Here is a 17,201-nt window from a genome sequence, read left to right as displayed (position 1 = left end):
TACCTCCCCGGCCCGCAATCCCCGGACCGGCGCGGTCGCAAGAGAGGCGCAGCACCAGGATGACGGCACCGCTCCTGTCGATCCGCGACCTGAGGGTCGACTTCTCGGCCGCGACCGGAGCGTTCCGTGCCGTCGACGGGCTGTCCCTCGACATCCCGGCCGGGCGCACCGTGGCGCTCGTCGGCGAGTCGGGCTCGGGCAAGTCGGTCACCGCCCAGGCGATCCTCGGCATCCTGCCCAAGGCCGCCCGGATCGGCGGCGGCCATATCCGTTACAACGATCCGCGCGGGGCCGCCGGCGGCGTCGACATCGCGGCCCTCAAGCCCGACTCGGAGCGCATGCGCAAGCTGCGCGGCGGGCGCATCGCGATGATCTTCCAGGAGCCGATGACCTCGCTGTCGCCGCTCCACACCATCGGCGACCAGGTCACCGAGGCGCTGCTGCTCCACGCCGACGTGACCGCCGCGCAGGCGCGCGAGCGCGCCGTGGAGGTGTTCGAGCGGGTCGGCTTCCCGGACCCGCGGCGGGCGCTCTCGACCTACCCGTTCGAGCTGTCGGGCGGCCTGCGCCAGCGCGCGATGATCGCGATGGCGCTCATCACCCGGCCCGACCTGCTGATCGCCGACGAGCCGACGACGGCGCTCGACGTCACCACCCAGGCCCAGATCCTGGAGCTGATGCGCGAGTTGCAGGCCGAGACCGGCATGGCGATGCTGCTCATCACCCACGACCTCGGCGTCGTCGCCAACATGGCCGACGAGGTGGTGGTGATGTATCGCGGCCGCGTCATGGAGGCGGGCTCGCGCGAGGACATCTTCCGCCGCCCCGGCCACCCCTACCTCAAGGCGCTGATGCGGGCGGTGCCGCGCTTCCACATGGCCGAGGGCGAGCGCCTGACCCCGATCCGCGAGGTCAGGAGCGCGGTGCTCGCCCGCAAGGCCGGCGAGCCGCACCGGCCCGACCCGGCCGGGCCGCTGCTCGCGGTACGGGACATCACCAAGTCCTTCACCCTGCGCTCGGGCTGGTTCAAGGGGCAGGTCCGCACCATCAACGCGGTCAACGGCGTCAGCCTGACCCTGCGCCCGGGCCGCACCCTCGGGCTCGTCGGCGAGTCCGGCTGCGGCAAGACCACCCTGTCGAAGATCATCATGCGGGCGCTGCGGCCCGATGCCGGCTCGGTCTGCTTCGACGACGGCGCGGGCCAGGGCCCGCGCGACGTCTTCGCCCTCAAGGACCGCGAGCTGAAGGATTTCCGCCGTGCGGTGCAGTTCGTGTTCCAGGACCCGTTCTCGTCGCTCAACCCCAGGATGACGGTCTACGAATTGCTGACCGAGCCCCTGCGCATCCACGGCGTCGGCACCTCCGACGAACGCTACGTCCGGGCCAAGGAACTGCTCGACATGGTCGGGCTCGACGCCCGGGCGCTCGGGCGCTACCCGCACGCCTTCTCGGGCGGCCAGCGCCAGCGCCTCGGCATCGCCCGGGCGCTCGCCCTCAAGCCGCGGGTGCTGCTGTGCGACGAGCCGGTCTCGGCCCTCGACGTCTCGGTCCAGGCCCAGGTGCTCAACCTGCTGCGCGACCTCCAGGCGTCGCTGGGCGTCGCCTACCTGTTCGTCTCGCACAACCTCGCGGTGGTCGACTACATCGCCGACACGATCGCGGTGATGTGCCGGGGCTACATCGTCGAGGAGGCGCCCAAGGCCGCCCTGTTCCGCAACCCGGCCCATCCCTACACCCGGGCGCTGCTCGCCGCCGTGCCCGAACCCGACCTCGACCACCCCCTCGACCTGAAGCTTCTGATGAGCGACCGCTTCTCCAACCCGGCCCAGTGGCCCGAGCCGTTCCGCCTGACCAACGGCGAGGCCGGCGCGATGCAGGAGATCGAGCCCGGCCATCACGTCCGAGTCTCGTCGCCGCTGCTGCGCCGGGCCGCCTGACGTGACCGCCCTCCCCGCCCTGCACCGCCCGCCGCGCTGGCTCGAACGCCTGCGCCGCCGCGTCCTCGGCCCGGTCTTCGACCGCCTCGGCTACGATCTCGTCCCGGCGGTGCCGGACTGGAGCCACCGCCCGCTCTCGCCCCGCGAGACCGACGCGCTGATCGCCGCCGCCGCCGCGCGGCTCGACGCCGACCTCGCCAGTTCGGGCTTGTCCCTGCCCGGCGGCGCCGCCCCGGCCGTGTCGGCGTTCTGGGAGCTGATCGGCCGCGCCCCGGTGGCGCAGAAGCGCGGCGGCAACGGCTTCAACGGCGCGCTCCAGCTCTACGTGCTGATGCGGGCGCTCCAGCCCGCGGCGGTGGTCGAGTCCGGGGTGTTTCGCGGCCTCACCACCTGGATCACCCGGCAGGCCTGCCCGGAGGCCGAGATCCGGTGCTTCGACCCCGATCTCTCGGGCCTGCGCTACCGCGACCCCGGGGCACGCTACGCCGCCGCCGACTGGTCGGGCGCCGACCTGTCGCGGCTGCCGGCCGCCGGCACGGTGTGCTTCTTCGACGACCACATCAGCCAGGCCCGCCGGGTGCTGGAGGCGCGCGAGCGCGGCTTCCACCGCCTGATCTTCGACGACGACGCGGCGGCCCACCGCCTGCACGCCCATGGCGGACCGGCCTTCCCGACCATCGCGATGCTGCGCGACCCCGCCGCCGAGCCGGTGCGCTGGCTGCGCAACGGCCGCGAATTCGTCTACCGGCCCGACGACCCGGAGGCCCGCGCCGCCCGCGACGCCATCGCGCTGGCGCATCCGTTCGACGACCTGCACGCGGCGACCGGCTACTCGCCGGCCCGGATCACGTTCGTCCGGCTGGCCGCCGCGCTGCCCGGAGCGGAGGGAGAGGCATGATCGGACCCGCTCGCCCCGACCGCCGCGCGGTGCTGGCCGGCCTCGCCGGCGCGGCACTCGCCGCGGCCGCGCCCGGCACCGCGCTGGCCGCCGGGAGCCCGCCGGAGGAGCCGCTGGTGGTCGATCCCGCGGCGCGGGGCCGGCGCCTCGGCCGGGCCGGCGGCGACCTCGTCACCCTCGTGGCGAAACCCCGGGACATCCGCTACATCTCGGCCTACAGCTACACCCGCCTCGTCGGCTACGACGACGCGCTGGCGCTGCGGCCGGACCTGCTCGCCCGCTTCGACAACGACGGCGACCGGGTCTACACCCTCGTGCTGCGCCGCGGCCACCGCTGGTCGGACGGCGCCCCGTTCACCGCCGAGGACGTCCGGTACTGGTGGGAGGACGTCGCCAACAACCGCGACCTCAGTCCCTCCGGCCCGCCCGAATTCATGATGGTGGACGGTGCCCCGCCGCGCTTCGAGGTGGTCGATCCGCTCACCGTCCGGTTCGCCTGGGACAAGCCCAACCCGCGCTTCCTGCCCGAGCTCGCCTCGCCCCGCGACCCCTTCATCTACCGCCCTGCCCACTACCTGAAGCGGTTCCACGCCCGGCACGCCCCGAAGGGCGAGCTCGACGCCGCGGTGAAGCAGCAGAAGGTCAAGGGCTGGGCCGCGCTGCACAACCGGCTCGACGCGATGTTCGAGCAGACCAACCCGGACCTGCCGACGCTCCAGCCCTGGCGCGTCACCAACACCGCGCCGGCCGCCCGCTTCGTGTTCGTGCGCAACCCGCACTATCACCGGGTCGACAGCGCCGGGCAGCAACTGCCCTACATCGACCGGGTGCTGATGGACGTCGCCGCCGGCGGCCTGCTCGCCGCCAAGGCCAATGCCGGCGAGGCCGACCTGCTGTTTCGCGGCCTCACCATGGAGGACATCCCGATCCTGCGCGAGGGCGAGCGCGCCCACCATTACCGCACCCACCTGTGGCCCACCGCCCGCGGCTCGGAGCTGGCGCTCTATCCCAACCTCACCACCGCCGACCCGGTCTGGCGCGTGCTCAACCGCGACCTGCGCTACCGCCGCGCCCTGTCGCTCGCCATCGACCGCCGCACCCTCAACAACGCGATGCTGTTCGGCCTCGGCACCGAGGGCAACGACACCGTGGTCGAGGCGAGCCCGCTCTACCGGCCGGAATACCGCACGCTCCACGCCGGCTACGACCCGGACGCGGCCTCGCGCCTCCTCGACGAGATCGGGCTGACGCAGCGCAACGGCGCCGGCATCCGCCTGCTGCCGGACGGGCGCGAGCTGGAGATCGTCGTCGAGACCGACGGCGAGAGCAACATGCTCACCGACGGGCTCACCCTCGTCGCCGAGTTCTGGCGCGAGGTCGGCATCAAGCTGTTCATCAAGCCGCAGGACCGCACCATCCTGCGCAACCGCTCCTATGCCGGCGCCACCGTGATGGTGGCGGCCCAGGGCCTCGACCTCGCGATGCCGACCGCCGAGATGTCGCCCGACGAGCTCGCGCCGATCCACCAGGACACCTATTCCTGGCCGCGCTGGGGCCAGCACGTCGAGACCCACGGCCGCGAGGGGCAGGCCTGCGACATCCCGGAGGCCCACGCCCTGCTCGCGCTCAACGCCCGCTGGATGGCGACCGGCGACGCCGCCGAGCAGGCGGGGATCTGGGCCGAGATGCTGAGGAACCGCGCCGAGAACCAGTGGGTGATCGGCACCGTCTCGGGGGCGCTGCAGCCGGTCGTCGCCAAGCGCCGCCTGCTCAACGTGCCCGAGAAGGCGACCTACAGCTGGAAGCCGACCGCGATGATCGGCCTGTCGCGCATGGACGAGTATTTCTGGGGCGAGGCGCCGAAGGAGGCGTCGGTGCCCACGCGGCCGGTGCAGGAGGCTTCGCGGTTGCCCGAGGGGCAACGAGCGACGCAGGAGGCTCCGCGGCCGACGCAGGAGGCCGCCAGGTGATCCGCTACCTCCTGCGCCGCGTCGTCACCATGGCGCTGACGCTCCTCGTCATCTCGGCCCTGGTGTTCTTCATCATCAAGCTGCCGCCGGGCGACTTCCTCACCAACCAGATCGCCGAGCTGCGCTCCCAGGGCGAGGCCGCCTCGGTCGCCAAGGCGCAGTTCCTGATGCAGCAATACGGCCTCGACCGCCCGGTCTGGGAGCAGTACCTGCGGTGGATCGGCCTCTGGCCCAATCCCGAGGGCGCCTTCAACGGGCTGATCCAGGGCAACTGGGGCTGGTCGTTCGAGTACGACCGCCCGGTGCGCGAGGTCGTCGGCGACGCGCTCTGGCTCACCCTGCTGGTCAACCTCGCGGTGGTGATCTTCGTCCACCTCGTGTCGATCCCGATCGCGATCTACTCCGCCACCCGGCAATACTCGCTCGGCGACTATGTCGCGACCTTCATCGGCTATATCGGGCTGGCGACGCCGTCGTTCCTCCTGGCCCTCATCATGCTGTTCTACGCCAACCGCTGGTTCGGCATCTCGATCGGCGGGCTCTACGACAGCGTCTATGCCGGCCAGCCCTGGACCTGGGACAAGGTGAAGTCGCTGATGGGCCACCTCATCGTGCCGACCCTGGTGATCGGGTTGGGGGGCACCGCCGCGATGATCCGGCGGATGCGCGCCAACCTCCTCGACGAACTGGCCAAGCAGTACGTCGTCACCGCCCGGGCCAAGGGCCTGCCGCAGACCCGGGCGTTGCTGAAGTATCCGTTCCGGATGTCGCTCAACCCGTTCATCGCCGACATCGGCAACCTCCTGCCGCACCTCATCTCCGGCTCGGTGCTGGTGTCGCTGGTGCTGAGCCTGCCGACGGTCGGGCCGATCCTGCTCGCGGCGCTCAAGAGCCAGGACCAGTTCCTCGCCGGCTTCATCCTGATGTTCGTGGCGATGCTCACCGTCGTCGGCATGCTGGTCTCCGACCTGCTCCTCGCCTGGCTCGACCCGCGCATCCGCTTCGGGGGCAGTTCCCGATGAGCCGCGACGCGACCGGCCCGGTGGCCGCCCGTCCGCGCCACTACGTCGATCCCGCCCCGTTCGATCCCGGCCTGACCGAGCCGGGCGGCGGCGGCGAGGCGTTCGAGCGCGCCTCGTCCTGGCGCCTGACGTGGTGGAAGTTCCGCCGCCACCGGGTCGCGGTGGCGGCCGGGCTGATCCTGGTGGCGTTCTACGCCCTGATCCCGTTCGTCGAGCCGATCGCGCCCTACAACCCGGCCAAGCGCCACGGCGACTTCCTGTACGCGCCGCCGCAGACCGTGCACCTGTTCCATGACGGCCGCTTCGTCGGGCCCTACACCCATCCCTACCGCTTCACCTTCAACGTCGAGACCTTCCGGCGCGACTACACCGTCGACCGGACGGTCGTGCAGCCGCTGCGGTTCCTCTGCCGCGGCGAGGCCTACGAGTTCTGGGGCTTGTGGCGGACCGACTGGCACCTCGTCTGCCCGCCGGAGAACGGCACGATGTTCCTTGCCGGCACCGACCGGCTCGGGCGCGACCTGTTCTCGCGCATCGTCTCGGGGACGCGGATCTCGCTCACCGTCGGCCTCGTCGGCATCATGGTGTCGTTCGCCCTCGGGCTGTTCTTCGGCGGGCTCGCCGGCTATCTCGGCGGCTGGGTCGACAACCTGATCCAGCGCGTCATCGAGATCCTGCGCTCGCTGCCCGAATTGCCGCTCTGGCTCGCCCTGTCGGCGGCGCTGCCGCCGAACTGGAGCCCGATCCTGGTCTTCTTCGGCATCACGCTGATCCTCGGCCTGCTCGACTGGCCCGGCCTCGCCCGCGCCGTGCGCTCGAAGCTGCTGGCCCTGCGCGAGGAGGATTACGTCCGGGCCGCCGAACTGATGGGGGCCTCGAAGGCGCGGATCATCGGCCGTCACCTGATCCCGAACTTCATGAGCCACCTCATCGCCTCGGCGACGCTGTCGATCCCCTCGATGATCCTCGGCGAGACCGCCCTGTCGTTCCTGGGATTGGGCCTGCGCCCGCCGGTCACGAGCTGGGGCGTGCTGCTCAACGAGGCCCAGAACCTCGCGGCGGTGCAGCTCCATCCCTGGCTGCTGATGCCGATCCTGCCGGTGGTGATCGTGGTGCTGGCGTTCAACTTCCTCGGCGACGGCTTGAGGGACGCGGCCGACCCGTACCATTGAGGCGGCGCCTGCCCGGGGTCGCGGTCAGGTGCGTGGCGCCTCGCCGCCGCGGGCCTGCGCCAGCAGGTCGGTCCAGTCGTCGGGCGGGTCGCTCGCGTCGAGGCGGCGCGCGAACACCGCGTAGGGATCGCTGCGCGCCCCGGCCTTGCGCAAGGCGGTCTCGTCGTTGACCCAGGCGTAGATGATGATCCGGCTCGCGCTGTCGAACCGGTAGAACAGCCGGAAGCGCTGGAGGAACTTGGCGCGGCGCCAGTGCCGGTGCGCCGGCCCGAGGGTGTTGCCGGGCGCGTAGGCCGGTGCGTTGGGGGCGCGTGGGATCTCGTCGGCGATGAGCATCCGGATGCGGGCGAGGAGCTCGGCCTTGGGAGTGGCCGCGACGCCCGCCGGGTTGGCGGCCGCCAGCCGCTCGACCTCGGCTTCGAGCGCCGAGAGCGTCTCGAGGAAGGCGCCCGCCCCGTAGAGCCTCCAGCCGTGACGGTCCGCGAACGGAGCCACTGGCGCCATCACAAGGTCACGTCGTCGGGGATCGTCTCGTCGTCGTGCACCGCGACGCCCGCCGTCAGGGCGTCGAGGCGGGAGAGGTCGGCCTCGGTCAACGGTCGCAGCCGGTCGGGATGGGCGCGCATGTCCCGTTCGAGGAACGACAGGTAGGCGAGCACCACGTGATCAAGCTCGGCCATTTTATGATTATCATAGCCCGGTTTAATCGACAATATTGACATTGTCTTGTTTTTCCATATCCATATGTTCGCTTTCCGTGCGCGCGACATTCGATTCATTATGTTCTGCCCTATTATCAGAAAATAGAGAAACATACGGTGTGTATCTGAAGACGCGATTTCTTTTATTTCCTGTTATTTCTTCAATGATATACAGATCGGACAGTCTTTGTATCAAGGAATTTGCGGATTGATATGTTATGCCTAATAGATCAGACGTCTCTCCTACATTTATTATGGGTTTTGAGTATAATCTTTCCATGATTGTCAAGCCGCTTCCGGCAGATCTGCCAAGTTTTAAAGTAATCAGCGTTCGATGTTCTTCGCGAAGACCAACAATTCGCCGGGCTGTTTCAGTGGCTTCCAAGCTCACGGTTGCAATCCCACGCAGAAAAAATTTAGTCCAAGCTTCCCAATCTCCGTAATCCCTAATTCTTTGAAGTTTTTCGTAATATTCGGATCTATGTTCCTTAAAAAAATGCGATATGTAAAGCACCGGTTTCATCATTATTTCTTTTTGACAAAGTAAGAAAGTTATCAAAAGTCGTCCTACACGACCATTTCCATCCAAAAAAGGATGTATGGTTTCGAATTGCGCATGTATCATTCCAATTTTTATAAGAATCGGAATGTGATCGTTGTCATGCATGAAGGCCTCGAGGCTTCCGAGCAGTTGCATAACTTCGTCAGGTGGTGGGGGAACAAAGGTTGCCGTACTCAAGGTGCAGCCACTGGGTCCAATCCAATTTTGAGTTCTCCTAAATTCTCCCGGGCGCTTGTCTCTACCTCTAGCGCTGTTCAATAGTATTTCATGAATTTCTTTTATCAATCTTAGTGATAATGGAAGTGTCTCAAGCCTTTTTAAGCCGTAGTTCATTGCATGAATGTAATTGATAACCTCTCCAACGTCTTGTGGATGTTCATTGTCAAATACGCTGGCTTCAACTTCAAGGACGTCGTCAAGAGAAGATTGTGTTCCTTCGATTTGGCTTGATAGCACTGCCTCTTTTCTGATGTACATTAGAACAAATAGATCCGGATTTGGAAGAGTTTGTATTGATCCATCCAAGCGGCCCAATGCACGATCGGCCCTGGAGAGTAAGGTATGCATTTCATCGTCAAATACTAATCCAGGCTGCGGAGGTAGTGGCTCTGGCATGAAGGCGGAGTAGCCCGTCAACTGTCGCTGGTAGCGCCCGGCTCTGGCAGAACGTTGTGTGGTGTCGTTAGGGGGCATTGTAGTGTCCTTATTATGTTATCCCCTTAACATGAACCGTTTGCCATCTCCATATTAAATCGACGCTTTCATAAGGACCGTTGATCGGGCTCCTTCCTCAAGCCAGCCCTTAACAAGGCGGGAGGCGGGTTCCTTCCTCAGGCCAGCCCTTAACAAGGTGGGAGGCGGGTTCCTTGCTCAGGCCAGCCCTTAACAAGGCGGGAGGCGGGCTCCTTGCGTAGCTTTGCGCTGATCACTCGCATCGCTGCCGGACCCAACGCGCCGCCTCCATGCCCATGCGCGCTTTCCCGGCGTCAATCCCAAATTGCAGGGCGAGCCGCAGGTAGGTGTCGTAGCAGTCTAGCACTACAGTTGCAGGCAATGATTTCGGTGGGCATCGGCGATGCCGGCGCGCAGGTGTCGAAGTCGTTCGGCGCCCGCCTGACAGCGGCTTGCAACTGTAGCGCTAGCTGAGCCGCCGGCCAGGGTTGCGGAAACCTGCTCAACTTCGCCCGGCGGACGCAGGATCGCCCCCGCCCGTGGGCGGGGACCGGTCGCTTACAACTCCGCCGCGAACGCCGTCAGGTCCTGCGCCAGCAGCTCCGGCTGTTCGAGCGCCGCGAAATGCCCGCCCTTCGGCATCACGGTCCAGCGCCGGATGTCGGTGAAGACCTTCTCGGCCAGCGAGCGCGGCGGGCGCACCATCTCGGCCGGGAAGGCGGCGTGGGCCGTCGGCACGTCGATCGTGCCGCCGTCGGGAATCGGCCAGCCGCGGTGCATGCGGGCGTAGTACGGGTAGAACGACGACCCGATCGCCCCGGTGAACCAGTACAGCGCGATGTTGCCGAGCATGCGGTCGCGGTCGATCGCCGACTCGATCGTGCCGCCGCAATCCGACCACGACCGGAACTTCTCCACGATCCAGGCGGCGAGGCCGGCGGGCGAGTCGGTCAGCGCGAAGGCGAGCGTCTGCGGCTTGGTGCCCTGGATCCACTGGTAGCCGATCTCCTCCTTCAGCCAGAGGGCGAGGCGGTCGAAATGCGCCCGCTCCTCCGGCGTCGCGTCCTCGGCCGCCGTCCCGTCGCGGCGCAGCGGCAGCATGTTGAGGTGCAGGCCGCGCACCCGCCCGGGGTAGCGGTGGGCGAGCCGCGTGCCGACGAAGGCACCCCAGTCGCCGCCCTGGACGAAGTACCTGTCGTAGCCGAGCGCCGCCATCAGGTCGGCAACCGTGTCGGCGATCTCCTCGACCCCGAACCGCGTCTGGCCGGGCCGGAACGACAGCCCGTAGCCCGGCAGCGACGGCGCCACCACGGTGAAGGACTGCGCCGGGTCGCCGCCGAACCGGGCCGGGTCGGTGAGGCGCGGGATGATGTCGAGGAACTCGAACACCGAGCCGGGCCAGCCGTGGCACAGCAGCAGCGGGCGCGGCGACGGGCCCTTGCCGGGCACGTGCAGGGCGTGCAGGTCGACCTCGCCGAGGCGCAGCCGGATCTGCGGGAAGGCGTTCAGCGCGGCCTCCTGCCGGCGCCAGTCGAACCCGTCGCGCCAGTACGCGATCAGCCCGGCGAGATAGTCGACCTCGGTGCCGAGCGACCACGGCTCGCCCGGCGCCTGATCCGGCAGGCGGGTGCGGGCGAGACGCTGCTTCAGGTCGGCGATGGCCTCGTCGGGCACGTGGCAGGTGAAGCTCTCCGGCACGCTCATGCGATCCTCCCTGGATCCGTCCTACTTGGCCTTGGACAACGGATCGGCGATGTCTTCCAGCGACTTGCCCTCGGCATCGACCCCGAGCTTCCACTCGGTGAAGGCCGCGACCGCGAGGAGGAGCGCCGCCCCGGCATAGCCCGCCGCGAGCGCCCCGTGCATCCCGGTCTCGATCAGCCGGGTGAACAGCCACGGCGCCACCACGCCGCCGGCCCCGGTGCCGAGGGCGTAGAACACCGCGATGGCGAGCGCCCGGGTCTCGAGCGGGAAGATCTCGCTCGCGGTGAGATAGGCCGAACTCGCCGCCGCCGAGGCGAAGAAGAAGATCGCGATCCACGCCGCCGTCTGGGTCCAGGCGGTGAGGACGTCGAGGGCGAACAGCCACGCGGTGGCGGCGAGCAGCACGCCGCTGACCAGGAAGGTGCCGGCGATCATCCGCCGCCGCCCGACCGTGTCGAACAGGTGGCCGAGCAGCAGCGGCCCCATGAAGTTGCCGATGGCGAGCGGCACGAGGTAGATCCCGGCCCGGGTCTCGGGAATGCCGTAGAACTTCGCCAGCACCAGCCCGTAGGTGAAGAACACCGCGTTGAACAGGAACGCCTGGGCGATCATCAGCACCAGGGCCAGCAGCGAGCGGCCGCGATGCGGCCCGAGCATCGAAGAAAAAATCTCGCCGAAGCCGAAGCTCGTCTTCGGATGGACCTTCAGGATGCCCTCGGCCTTCGGCAGCGGGCGGCCGGTCTCGGCCTCGATCCGGCGCTCGATCCCGGCCAGCGTCCGCTCCGCCTCGTCCTGGCGGCCGTGGGTGACGAGCCAGCGCGGGCTCTCGGGCACGTGACGGCGCAGGAACAGGATGCCGAGGCCGAGCACGCCGCCGACGCCGAATCCGAGGCGCCAGCCGGTATCGGGATCGATGATCGCCGGGTCGAGCAGCAGCAGCGAGGCCCCCGCCCCCGCGGCGGCCCCGACCCAGAAGCTGCCGTTGACGATGAGGTCGACCCGGCCGCGGTACTTGGCCGGGATCAGCTCGTCGATGGCCGAGTTGATCGCCGCGTACTCGCCGCCGATGCCGAGCCCGGTGACGAGGCGGAACAGCGCGAAGCTCCAGAAGTCCCAGGCCAGCGCGCTGGCGATCACGCCCGCGATGTAGATCGCCAGGGTGGTGTAGAACACGAGCCGCCGCCCGTAGCGGTCGGTGAGCCAGCCGAACACCAGCGCCCCGACCACGGCGCCGACGACGTAGAACGAGGCCGAGAGCCCGACCTGCTGCACCGAGAAGCCGAGGGCCTTGGGATCCTGCAGCACCGGCCCGATGGCGCCCACGATGGTGACTTCGAGCCCGTCGAGGATCCAGGTCACGCCGAGGGCGATCACCAGCATCAGGTGGAACCGGCTCCACGGCAGCCGGTCCATCCGGGCCGGGATGTCGGTGCGCACGGCCTGTCCGCCCGTCGTCGTTCCTGCCGCCACGCACGCCTCCCGTCGGATCGCGGCAGGCAACCGGTGACGGAGAGGTGTGTTCCGTCAGCCGACCACGCGCAATGGGCGAGAGAGCTTGACCGACTCGACCTTCGGGTCCGCGTCGAGGGCCGTGAGGTGGCTGGCCGGGGCCTCTGCGGTCATCAGCAGAGCGTCGACGCGCGATCGTACCGTGACGCCGGGCGGTACGTAGCCCGGTTCGCTGACCCTGACGATGACTCCGACGACGCCGCCCCGCTTCATCGCCAGGGCGGACAGCCGGGAGGCGCCCCTGACCTTCTTGAACGGAATCCTGGTGAGCGTCAGTCCGTCCTCGTCAGCCATGGGATGCGTCCGGGTTCAGAGGGAGAGTGCCAACGTGCAACGTTGCTGAGTGTTCCCGAGCTTGTCGAAGACTGCAAGCCGCGACCCATCGGGTCGGCCGCGGCCATCCCCCGCTTTCCCCGGCGGACGCGCCGTCTCCCGGGATGATCGCCGCCGGACAAGCGATGCCGGCGTCGTTCGTTCCCCGGCCACGGGCAATGGCCGATCAGGCCGTCGGGACCGATGGCGCCCGCGCGATTATGCGCAGGAGCATGGCCCGCGCGTCGATCCGTCCCCAGCCGTAGCGCGGGTGCCAGGTTGCGGCCGGCGGATCGCGTCGACCGCTGGCAGCGACCAGATCCCTGATCTCGTCGGCGGACAGGGTGAGGCCGCGCGCCCTCGCCTCGGCGAGGACGAGGGCGAGGATCCCGGCCACGGCCGGCGCAGCCATGCTGGTTCCGCCCTTGACCACCGCGCCGGTGCCGGTGCGGGAATGGGCCGCCATGACGTCGTGGCCGGGCGCCGAGATCTCGGGCTTCTGGCGCCCGTCGCGGGTCGGCCCGGCGCTCGAGAACCACGAGATCGGCCGGCTGGGCTTGTGCGCGTCGTAGGAGCCCACGGCGATCGAGACACGCCCGCAGGAGACCGAGCCGATCGTCACGTCGGGGTCGTCGGGCGTGGCGAACGAGGATTGCGTGGCATCGTCCCGCTCGATCCAGGCATGGAACGCTCCTGAGACGATCCGATCGCCCGTGAGCCGGATGGTCCAGCGTCCGGCCTCCACGCTCCGGCCCAGGAAGATGCCGATCGCGTTGTCCCCGTTGTCGGGATCCGCGGTCTGGTTGACGATGTAGATCTCCGGCTCGCCGCTGGCGGGCCACGTCCCCTCCAGGTCCGGCGCCGTCGGGCCGAAGCTCCGGCCCGACGGCGCGATCAGGGTGACGGACATCCGGTCCGACCCGTCGTACCAGAGCTCGAACTCCTTCTCGGCCTGCACCCCGTGCGGGATGTCCCAATGCAGGTCGTGCACGTCGCCCTGGCCGATCCGGCCGCTGACATGGATCCGGCGAGCGTACGAGTTCCCGGCCGCGATCGTCACCGCCCGGTTGTCCGCGGCCCTCAACAGGCTGTCGATCCCCTGTTCGACGAGCGTGGACCCGTCATGCGGCCCGCCATGGGTCCCGAGGCTGACATTGACCACGCAGGGGCGCCCGGCGGCCTTGGCGAAGATGTACTGGATCGCCTCGAGCAGCCGCATGGAATCGCCGAAGCTCGTTCCGACGACGTCGGGCCCGGAGAGCGGCAGGTCGGCATGCGACACGTCCACGAAGAGGAGGTCGGCCTGCGGCGCGAAGCCGGGCGTGCCCGTCCCCGCACCGTTGCCGGCGCCGATGTCCATGACGTGGGTGCCGTGGGTACCCGTCGACGTCGGCGTGGCGACCGCGGGTCCATAGCCGAGGGCGAGGTAGGGATCGGCCTGCGCCAGGGCGGCGTCGATCTCGGCGGCGTCGTACTCGCGGCCATAGCCGAACGGGCTCCGGGCCGTCGTGGTGCCGCCCTGATGCCAGAGCGCGATCAGCCGGGTCCTGCCGTCGACGCGGAAGTTGCGGTGGGCGAAGTCGCAGCCGTAATCGATGAAGCCGATGACGACGCCGCGCCCTCCCTCGCTGGCGCAGTCGGCCGGCAGATGGTCTGGGGATGCGGAGGTCTCGGAGGATCCCGCCGCCAGTTCCGGCCGCAGGGGCCGGGCGGCCTTGAGGCTCTTGACGAACGGAAGCGTCCGGACGGCGTCGATGCGGACCGCGGGGATGCGCCCGGTCACGATGACGGTTCCGTCCGGGGTTCGTCCGTCGATCCGTACTCCCATGCGGACTTCGCTCACGCTCTCCCAGGCGGCGGCGTCGGTGACCCGCGCGAGGACCGGGATCTCGTCGGCGGCCGTCGAGGCGGTGGCCTCCGCGACGATGCCGCGTTGCTGGAACGCGAGGATCCGCTGAAGCCGGATGTCCGATCCCGGTTCGATCGTCCTCTCGATGAGGATGTCGTTCCGGCCGGAAGGTTCTGCCCCGATCGCCACGGTTGTTTCTCTCTCGTCGAGCTGTCACGTCGGCGGCCGGAATTAAATCTTGCCAGCGAAGAGTCAACGTCGTGTTGACGCAGAGGGATATCGTGAAAATCTGTTTTCCGTGATTGTCGACCCGCGCTGCGGATTGGCCGACCGGGCGCCGCCCGACAGACGATCTCCCGTCGGTTCACCAGTACAACTGCGCCCGCCCGATGAAGATGTCGGCGTCGACCGTGCGGCGGCCGAAGCCGAGCGCTTCCGCCGAGGGCGAGGAATGCGAGCGGACGTAGTCGAACACGAACCGGATGTTCCTGTCGGGGTACCAGTTCACGCCGGCGGTGAAGTCGTGCTCGATGCCGCCGCGCACGCTGCGCGATTCGAGGTCGATGGCGCTGTAGCGCAGGCTCGTCTCGAACACCCCGGCGCCGCCGCGGCTGACGCGCTGGTTCTCCGCCACCTCGATGCCGCCGAACACCCCGAACTCGCTGCCGTAGGGCGCCGCGACGCGGTAGGTCCGGTTCTGGCCGTTGAGCACCGCCGTCGCCTGGACGTAGCCGCCCTGGAACCGCAGGGTCGGGGCGCCGCCGAAGCGGCCGACCTCGGTCAGGATGTACTCGGCCTGGAGCCGGAACGGACCGTGCTGCCAGGCCGCCTCGAACCCGACCCGGCTGATGCTCTCGGCGTCGCGCACCGCCCGGGTGTTGACCAGCGGCCGGTCGAACAGGAAGGCCTCCGAGCGGCTCGACAGGGTGAGCCCGCTGCTGTCCTGCGGCAGCGAGCGGAAGCTGCCGGCCACGCCGAGATGCAGCACCTCCTTCCTGTCCTCCGACAGCCACGGCGCGGTGGTAACGCGGGTGGTCGAGGCGATGCCCTGGTTGCCGATGCCGGTGTTGACGTTGCCGCCGAACACGCCGGTGACCATCGTCAGGGTGCCGGCATGGGTGCCGATCGCCGAGCCGAAGTTGCGCGCCGGCGCGAAGGCGTCGGCGAGCGAGCGCTCGGTGAACACCGTGTTGTTGTCGCTGATGAGCTGGTCGAGGCTGAACGGCTCCTTGAAGTTGCCGTGGGTGATGATGACGTCCTTGATGCCCTTGTAGGCGACGATCGCGTCGCTGATCGGGACGCGCCGCTCGTTGAAGTCGTACTGGAACGCGAACTCGAAGTCCTTCAGGCTGAGATAGGTTTCGAGCCAGGCGCGGCGGATGCGGGCCGGGTCCTCGAACACCGTGCCGAATCCGCGCTGCTGCACCCGCCCGGTGCCGAAATCGGCCTGGAGCCGGCCGCCGATGCGCAGGCGGCTGCCGTCGGAGAAGCGCGCGGTGATGCCCTTGTCGTCGAGGGTGACCGGCGGCTGGGCGCCGGCGGGCGGCGCGGTGTCGAGGGCGGCGAGCCCGGCGCCGCTGCCCCCTGCCCCGCCGGCATCCGCCGCGAGGGCCGGAGCGGCCAGACCGGACGCCACGACGAAGGCCAGGACGAGGGGGCGGCGCGCGGTGCGGAGCGGCATGGCGGGGTCCTCGGCGGCGGGTCCGGCGACGCTTGTCGCACTCGCATGACCGTCCCGCGACGGCGATCGGTTTCATCCCCGCGATGACGCAGCGCGAGCGGCGTTTCGTCGGCGCCTGTGGTTCCGCCGCCACGCCCCGGACCCGATCGCGCCCGGGCGAGTTGTGTCGGCGTTGCCCGGAGACACCCCGATGCCGCTCCTCGACCGCCGCCGCTGCCTCGCGGGCCTCGCCGGCTCCGCCGCCCTCGCGCTCACGGGGGGCGCCCGCGCCCAGGCGGGTGCCTCCGACACGCTGGTGGTGATGGAGAAGGGCGACCACGCGCTCGGCTTCTACGAACTCGCCACCGGCCGGCGCACCGGGGGCGTGGTGCTGCCGGGCGAGTACCCGCACGAATTCGCCCTCGACGGCGCCGGGCGGTTCGCCTTCGTCGGGCAGTACGGGGCCAGGTCCTCGACCACGCCCGGGCCCGGCGGGGGGACGGTCCACGTCGTCGATATCAAGGCGCGGGCGCTCGCCCGCAGCATCGCCTGCGACCCGTTCCGGCGCCTGCACGGGGTGCGGCTCGACGGGCGCGGGCGGCTGCTGGTGCTGAGCGAGGACCGCGACGTGCTGCTCGGCTTCGACGCCCCGGCCGAGGCCGAGCGGCCCGACCGGGCGGTCGCGACCGGGGGTATCAAGGGCCACCTGTTCTCGCTGACCCGCGACGGCGAGACCGCCTTCGTCGCCAACCTGCTGTCGAACACGATCACCCGGGTGCGGCCGTTCGATCCGGCGGCGGCCCCGAAGGCGGTGGCGGCCGGGCGCTGGCCCGAGGGTACGGCCCTGAGCCCGGACGAGCGCAGCCTCTACGTCGCGGCCCGCCGCAGCGGGACGCTGATCGTGCTCGACACCGAGGCGATGACGGCGACCCGCACGGTGCCGACCCGCGGCGACGTGGTGCGGGTCGATTGCGGGCCGGACGGCGACCTGATCCTCGCCAACTACGCCGACCGCAGCCTATCGCTGCTCGGGCCGGACCTGCGCGAGGCGGCGCGGATCGGCCTCGACGCCGCCCCGGTGGCGCTCGCCCGCCACCCGTCGAGCCCCCTCGCCTTCGCGGCGCTGGAGGGCGACCGCATCGCGGTGATCGACCTCCAGGCGGGCCGCCTCCAGGGCACCCTCGCCACCGGCCGCGAGCCCGACGTGATGGCGGTGCTGCCGCCGGGCTGAAC

Annotated in this window: 14 protein-coding genes; 6 read left to right on the top strand and 8 right to left on the bottom strand. The window is 69.2% G+C overall.

From position 1 onward, the window contains the following. Positions 1-59: 59 nt before the first annotated feature. Genes EOE48_RS13025 through EOE48_RS13005 form a run of 5 tightly spaced genes read left to right on the top strand, consistent with a single transcriptional unit; the run spans position 60 to position 6,999 of the window. A complete protein-coding gene (locus tag EOE48_RS13025) occupies positions 60-1,937 on the top strand; it encodes an ABC transporter ATP-binding protein (protein ID WP_127729647.1) in 1,878 nt (625 codons plus the stop codon). Position 1,938: 1 nt separating this feature from the next. Further along, positions 1,939-2,835, top strand: coding sequence for a hypothetical protein (locus tag EOE48_RS13020; protein ID WP_246154297.1), 897 nt, complete (start codon positions 1,939-1,941; stop codon positions 2,833-2,835). Then, on the top strand, positions 2,832-4,805 hold the full coding sequence (locus EOE48_RS13015) for an ABC transporter substrate-binding protein (RefSeq protein ID WP_127729645.1): 1,974 nt from the start codon (positions 2,832-2,834) through the stop codon (positions 4,803-4,805). Before EOE48_RS13020 ends, EOE48_RS13015 begins: the two co-directional genes overlap by 4 nt. Beyond that, entirely contained in the window at positions 4,802-5,827 is a 1,026-nt protein-coding gene (locus tag EOE48_RS13010; protein WP_127729643.1) for an ABC transporter permease, read from the top strand. The genes EOE48_RS13015 and EOE48_RS13010 overlap by 4 nt, the downstream gene beginning before the upstream one ends. Continuing rightward, on the top strand, positions 5,824-6,999 hold the full coding sequence (locus EOE48_RS13005) for an ABC transporter permease subunit (RefSeq protein WP_127729641.1): 1,176 nt from the start codon (positions 5,824-5,826) through the stop codon (positions 6,997-6,999). The genes EOE48_RS13010 and EOE48_RS13005 overlap by 4 nt, the downstream gene beginning before the upstream one ends. A gap of 24 nt (positions 7,000-7,023) precedes the next feature. On the opposite strand, the gene EOE48_RS13000 is transcribed toward EOE48_RS13005, so the two are convergent. From EOE48_RS13000 to EOE48_RS12965, 8 genes are all read right to left on the bottom strand, one after another. Beyond that, a complete protein-coding gene (locus EOE48_RS13000; protein ID WP_127729639.1) occupies positions 7,024-7,503 on the bottom strand; it encodes a type II toxin-antitoxin system YhaV family toxin in 480 nt (159 codons plus the stop codon). After that, positions 7,503-7,679 carry a type II toxin-antitoxin system PrlF family antitoxin gene (locus EOE48_RS29865; RefSeq protein ID WP_246154295.1) on the bottom strand — a complete coding sequence of 59 codons (177 nt, stop codon included), beginning with the start codon at positions 7,677-7,679 and terminating at the stop codon, positions 7,503-7,505. The genes EOE48_RS13000 and EOE48_RS29865 overlap by 1 nt, the downstream gene beginning before the upstream one ends. A 22-nt stretch (positions 7,680-7,701) precedes the next feature. After that, positions 7,702-8,955: a Fic family protein gene (locus EOE48_RS12990; protein WP_127729635.1), complete on the bottom strand. Its 1,254-nt coding sequence runs from the start codon at positions 8,953-8,955 to the stop codon at positions 7,702-7,704. A gap of 537 nt (positions 8,956-9,492) precedes the next feature. Then, the gene (locus tag EOE48_RS12985; protein ID WP_127729633.1) at positions 9,493-10,638 is read right to left on the bottom strand and encodes an epoxide hydrolase family protein; all 1,146 of its coding nucleotides are present in this window, start codon (positions 10,636-10,638) and stop codon (positions 9,493-9,495) included. 21 nt (positions 10,639-10,659) lie between these two features. Further along, positions 10,660-12,051 carry an MFS transporter gene (locus EOE48_RS12980; protein WP_127729782.1) on the bottom strand — a complete coding sequence of 464 codons (1,392 nt, stop codon included), beginning with the start codon at positions 12,049-12,051 and terminating at the stop codon, positions 10,660-10,662. A gap of 111 nt (positions 12,052-12,162) precedes the next feature. Then, a complete protein-coding gene (locus EOE48_RS12975) occupies positions 12,163-12,441 on the bottom strand; it encodes a hypothetical protein (protein WP_127729631.1) in 279 nt (92 codons plus the stop codon). 205 nt (positions 12,442-12,646) lie between these two features. Beyond that, the gene (locus EOE48_RS12970) at positions 12,647-14,497 is read right to left on the bottom strand and encodes a S8 family peptidase (protein WP_127729629.1); all 1,851 of its coding nucleotides are present in this window, start codon (positions 14,495-14,497) and stop codon (positions 12,647-12,649) included. A 175-nt stretch (positions 14,498-14,672) separates the two neighbouring features. Then, positions 14,673-15,989 carry an OprO/OprP family phosphate-selective porin gene (locus EOE48_RS12965; RefSeq protein WP_127729627.1) on the bottom strand — a complete coding sequence of 439 codons (1,317 nt, stop codon included), beginning with the start codon at positions 15,987-15,989 and terminating at the stop codon, positions 14,673-14,675. Between the two features lie 190 nt (positions 15,990-16,179). Here EOE48_RS12965 and EOE48_RS12960 point away from each other — a divergent pair, with 190 nt between their 5' ends. Then, on the top strand, positions 16,180-17,199 hold the full coding sequence (locus tag EOE48_RS12960) for a YncE family protein (RefSeq protein WP_127729625.1): 1,020 nt from the start codon (positions 16,180-16,182) through the stop codon (positions 17,197-17,199). Positions 17,200-17,201 lie beyond the last annotated feature (2 nt).

The organism is Methylobacterium oryzihabitans, from assembly GCF_004004555.2.
Lineage (GTDB): Bacteria > Pseudomonadota > Alphaproteobacteria > Rhizobiales > Beijerinckiaceae > Methylobacterium > Methylobacterium oryzihabitans.
Note: the sequence above shows the minus strand (reverse complement) of the source record. Positions and strands in the feature narration are given on the sequence as shown.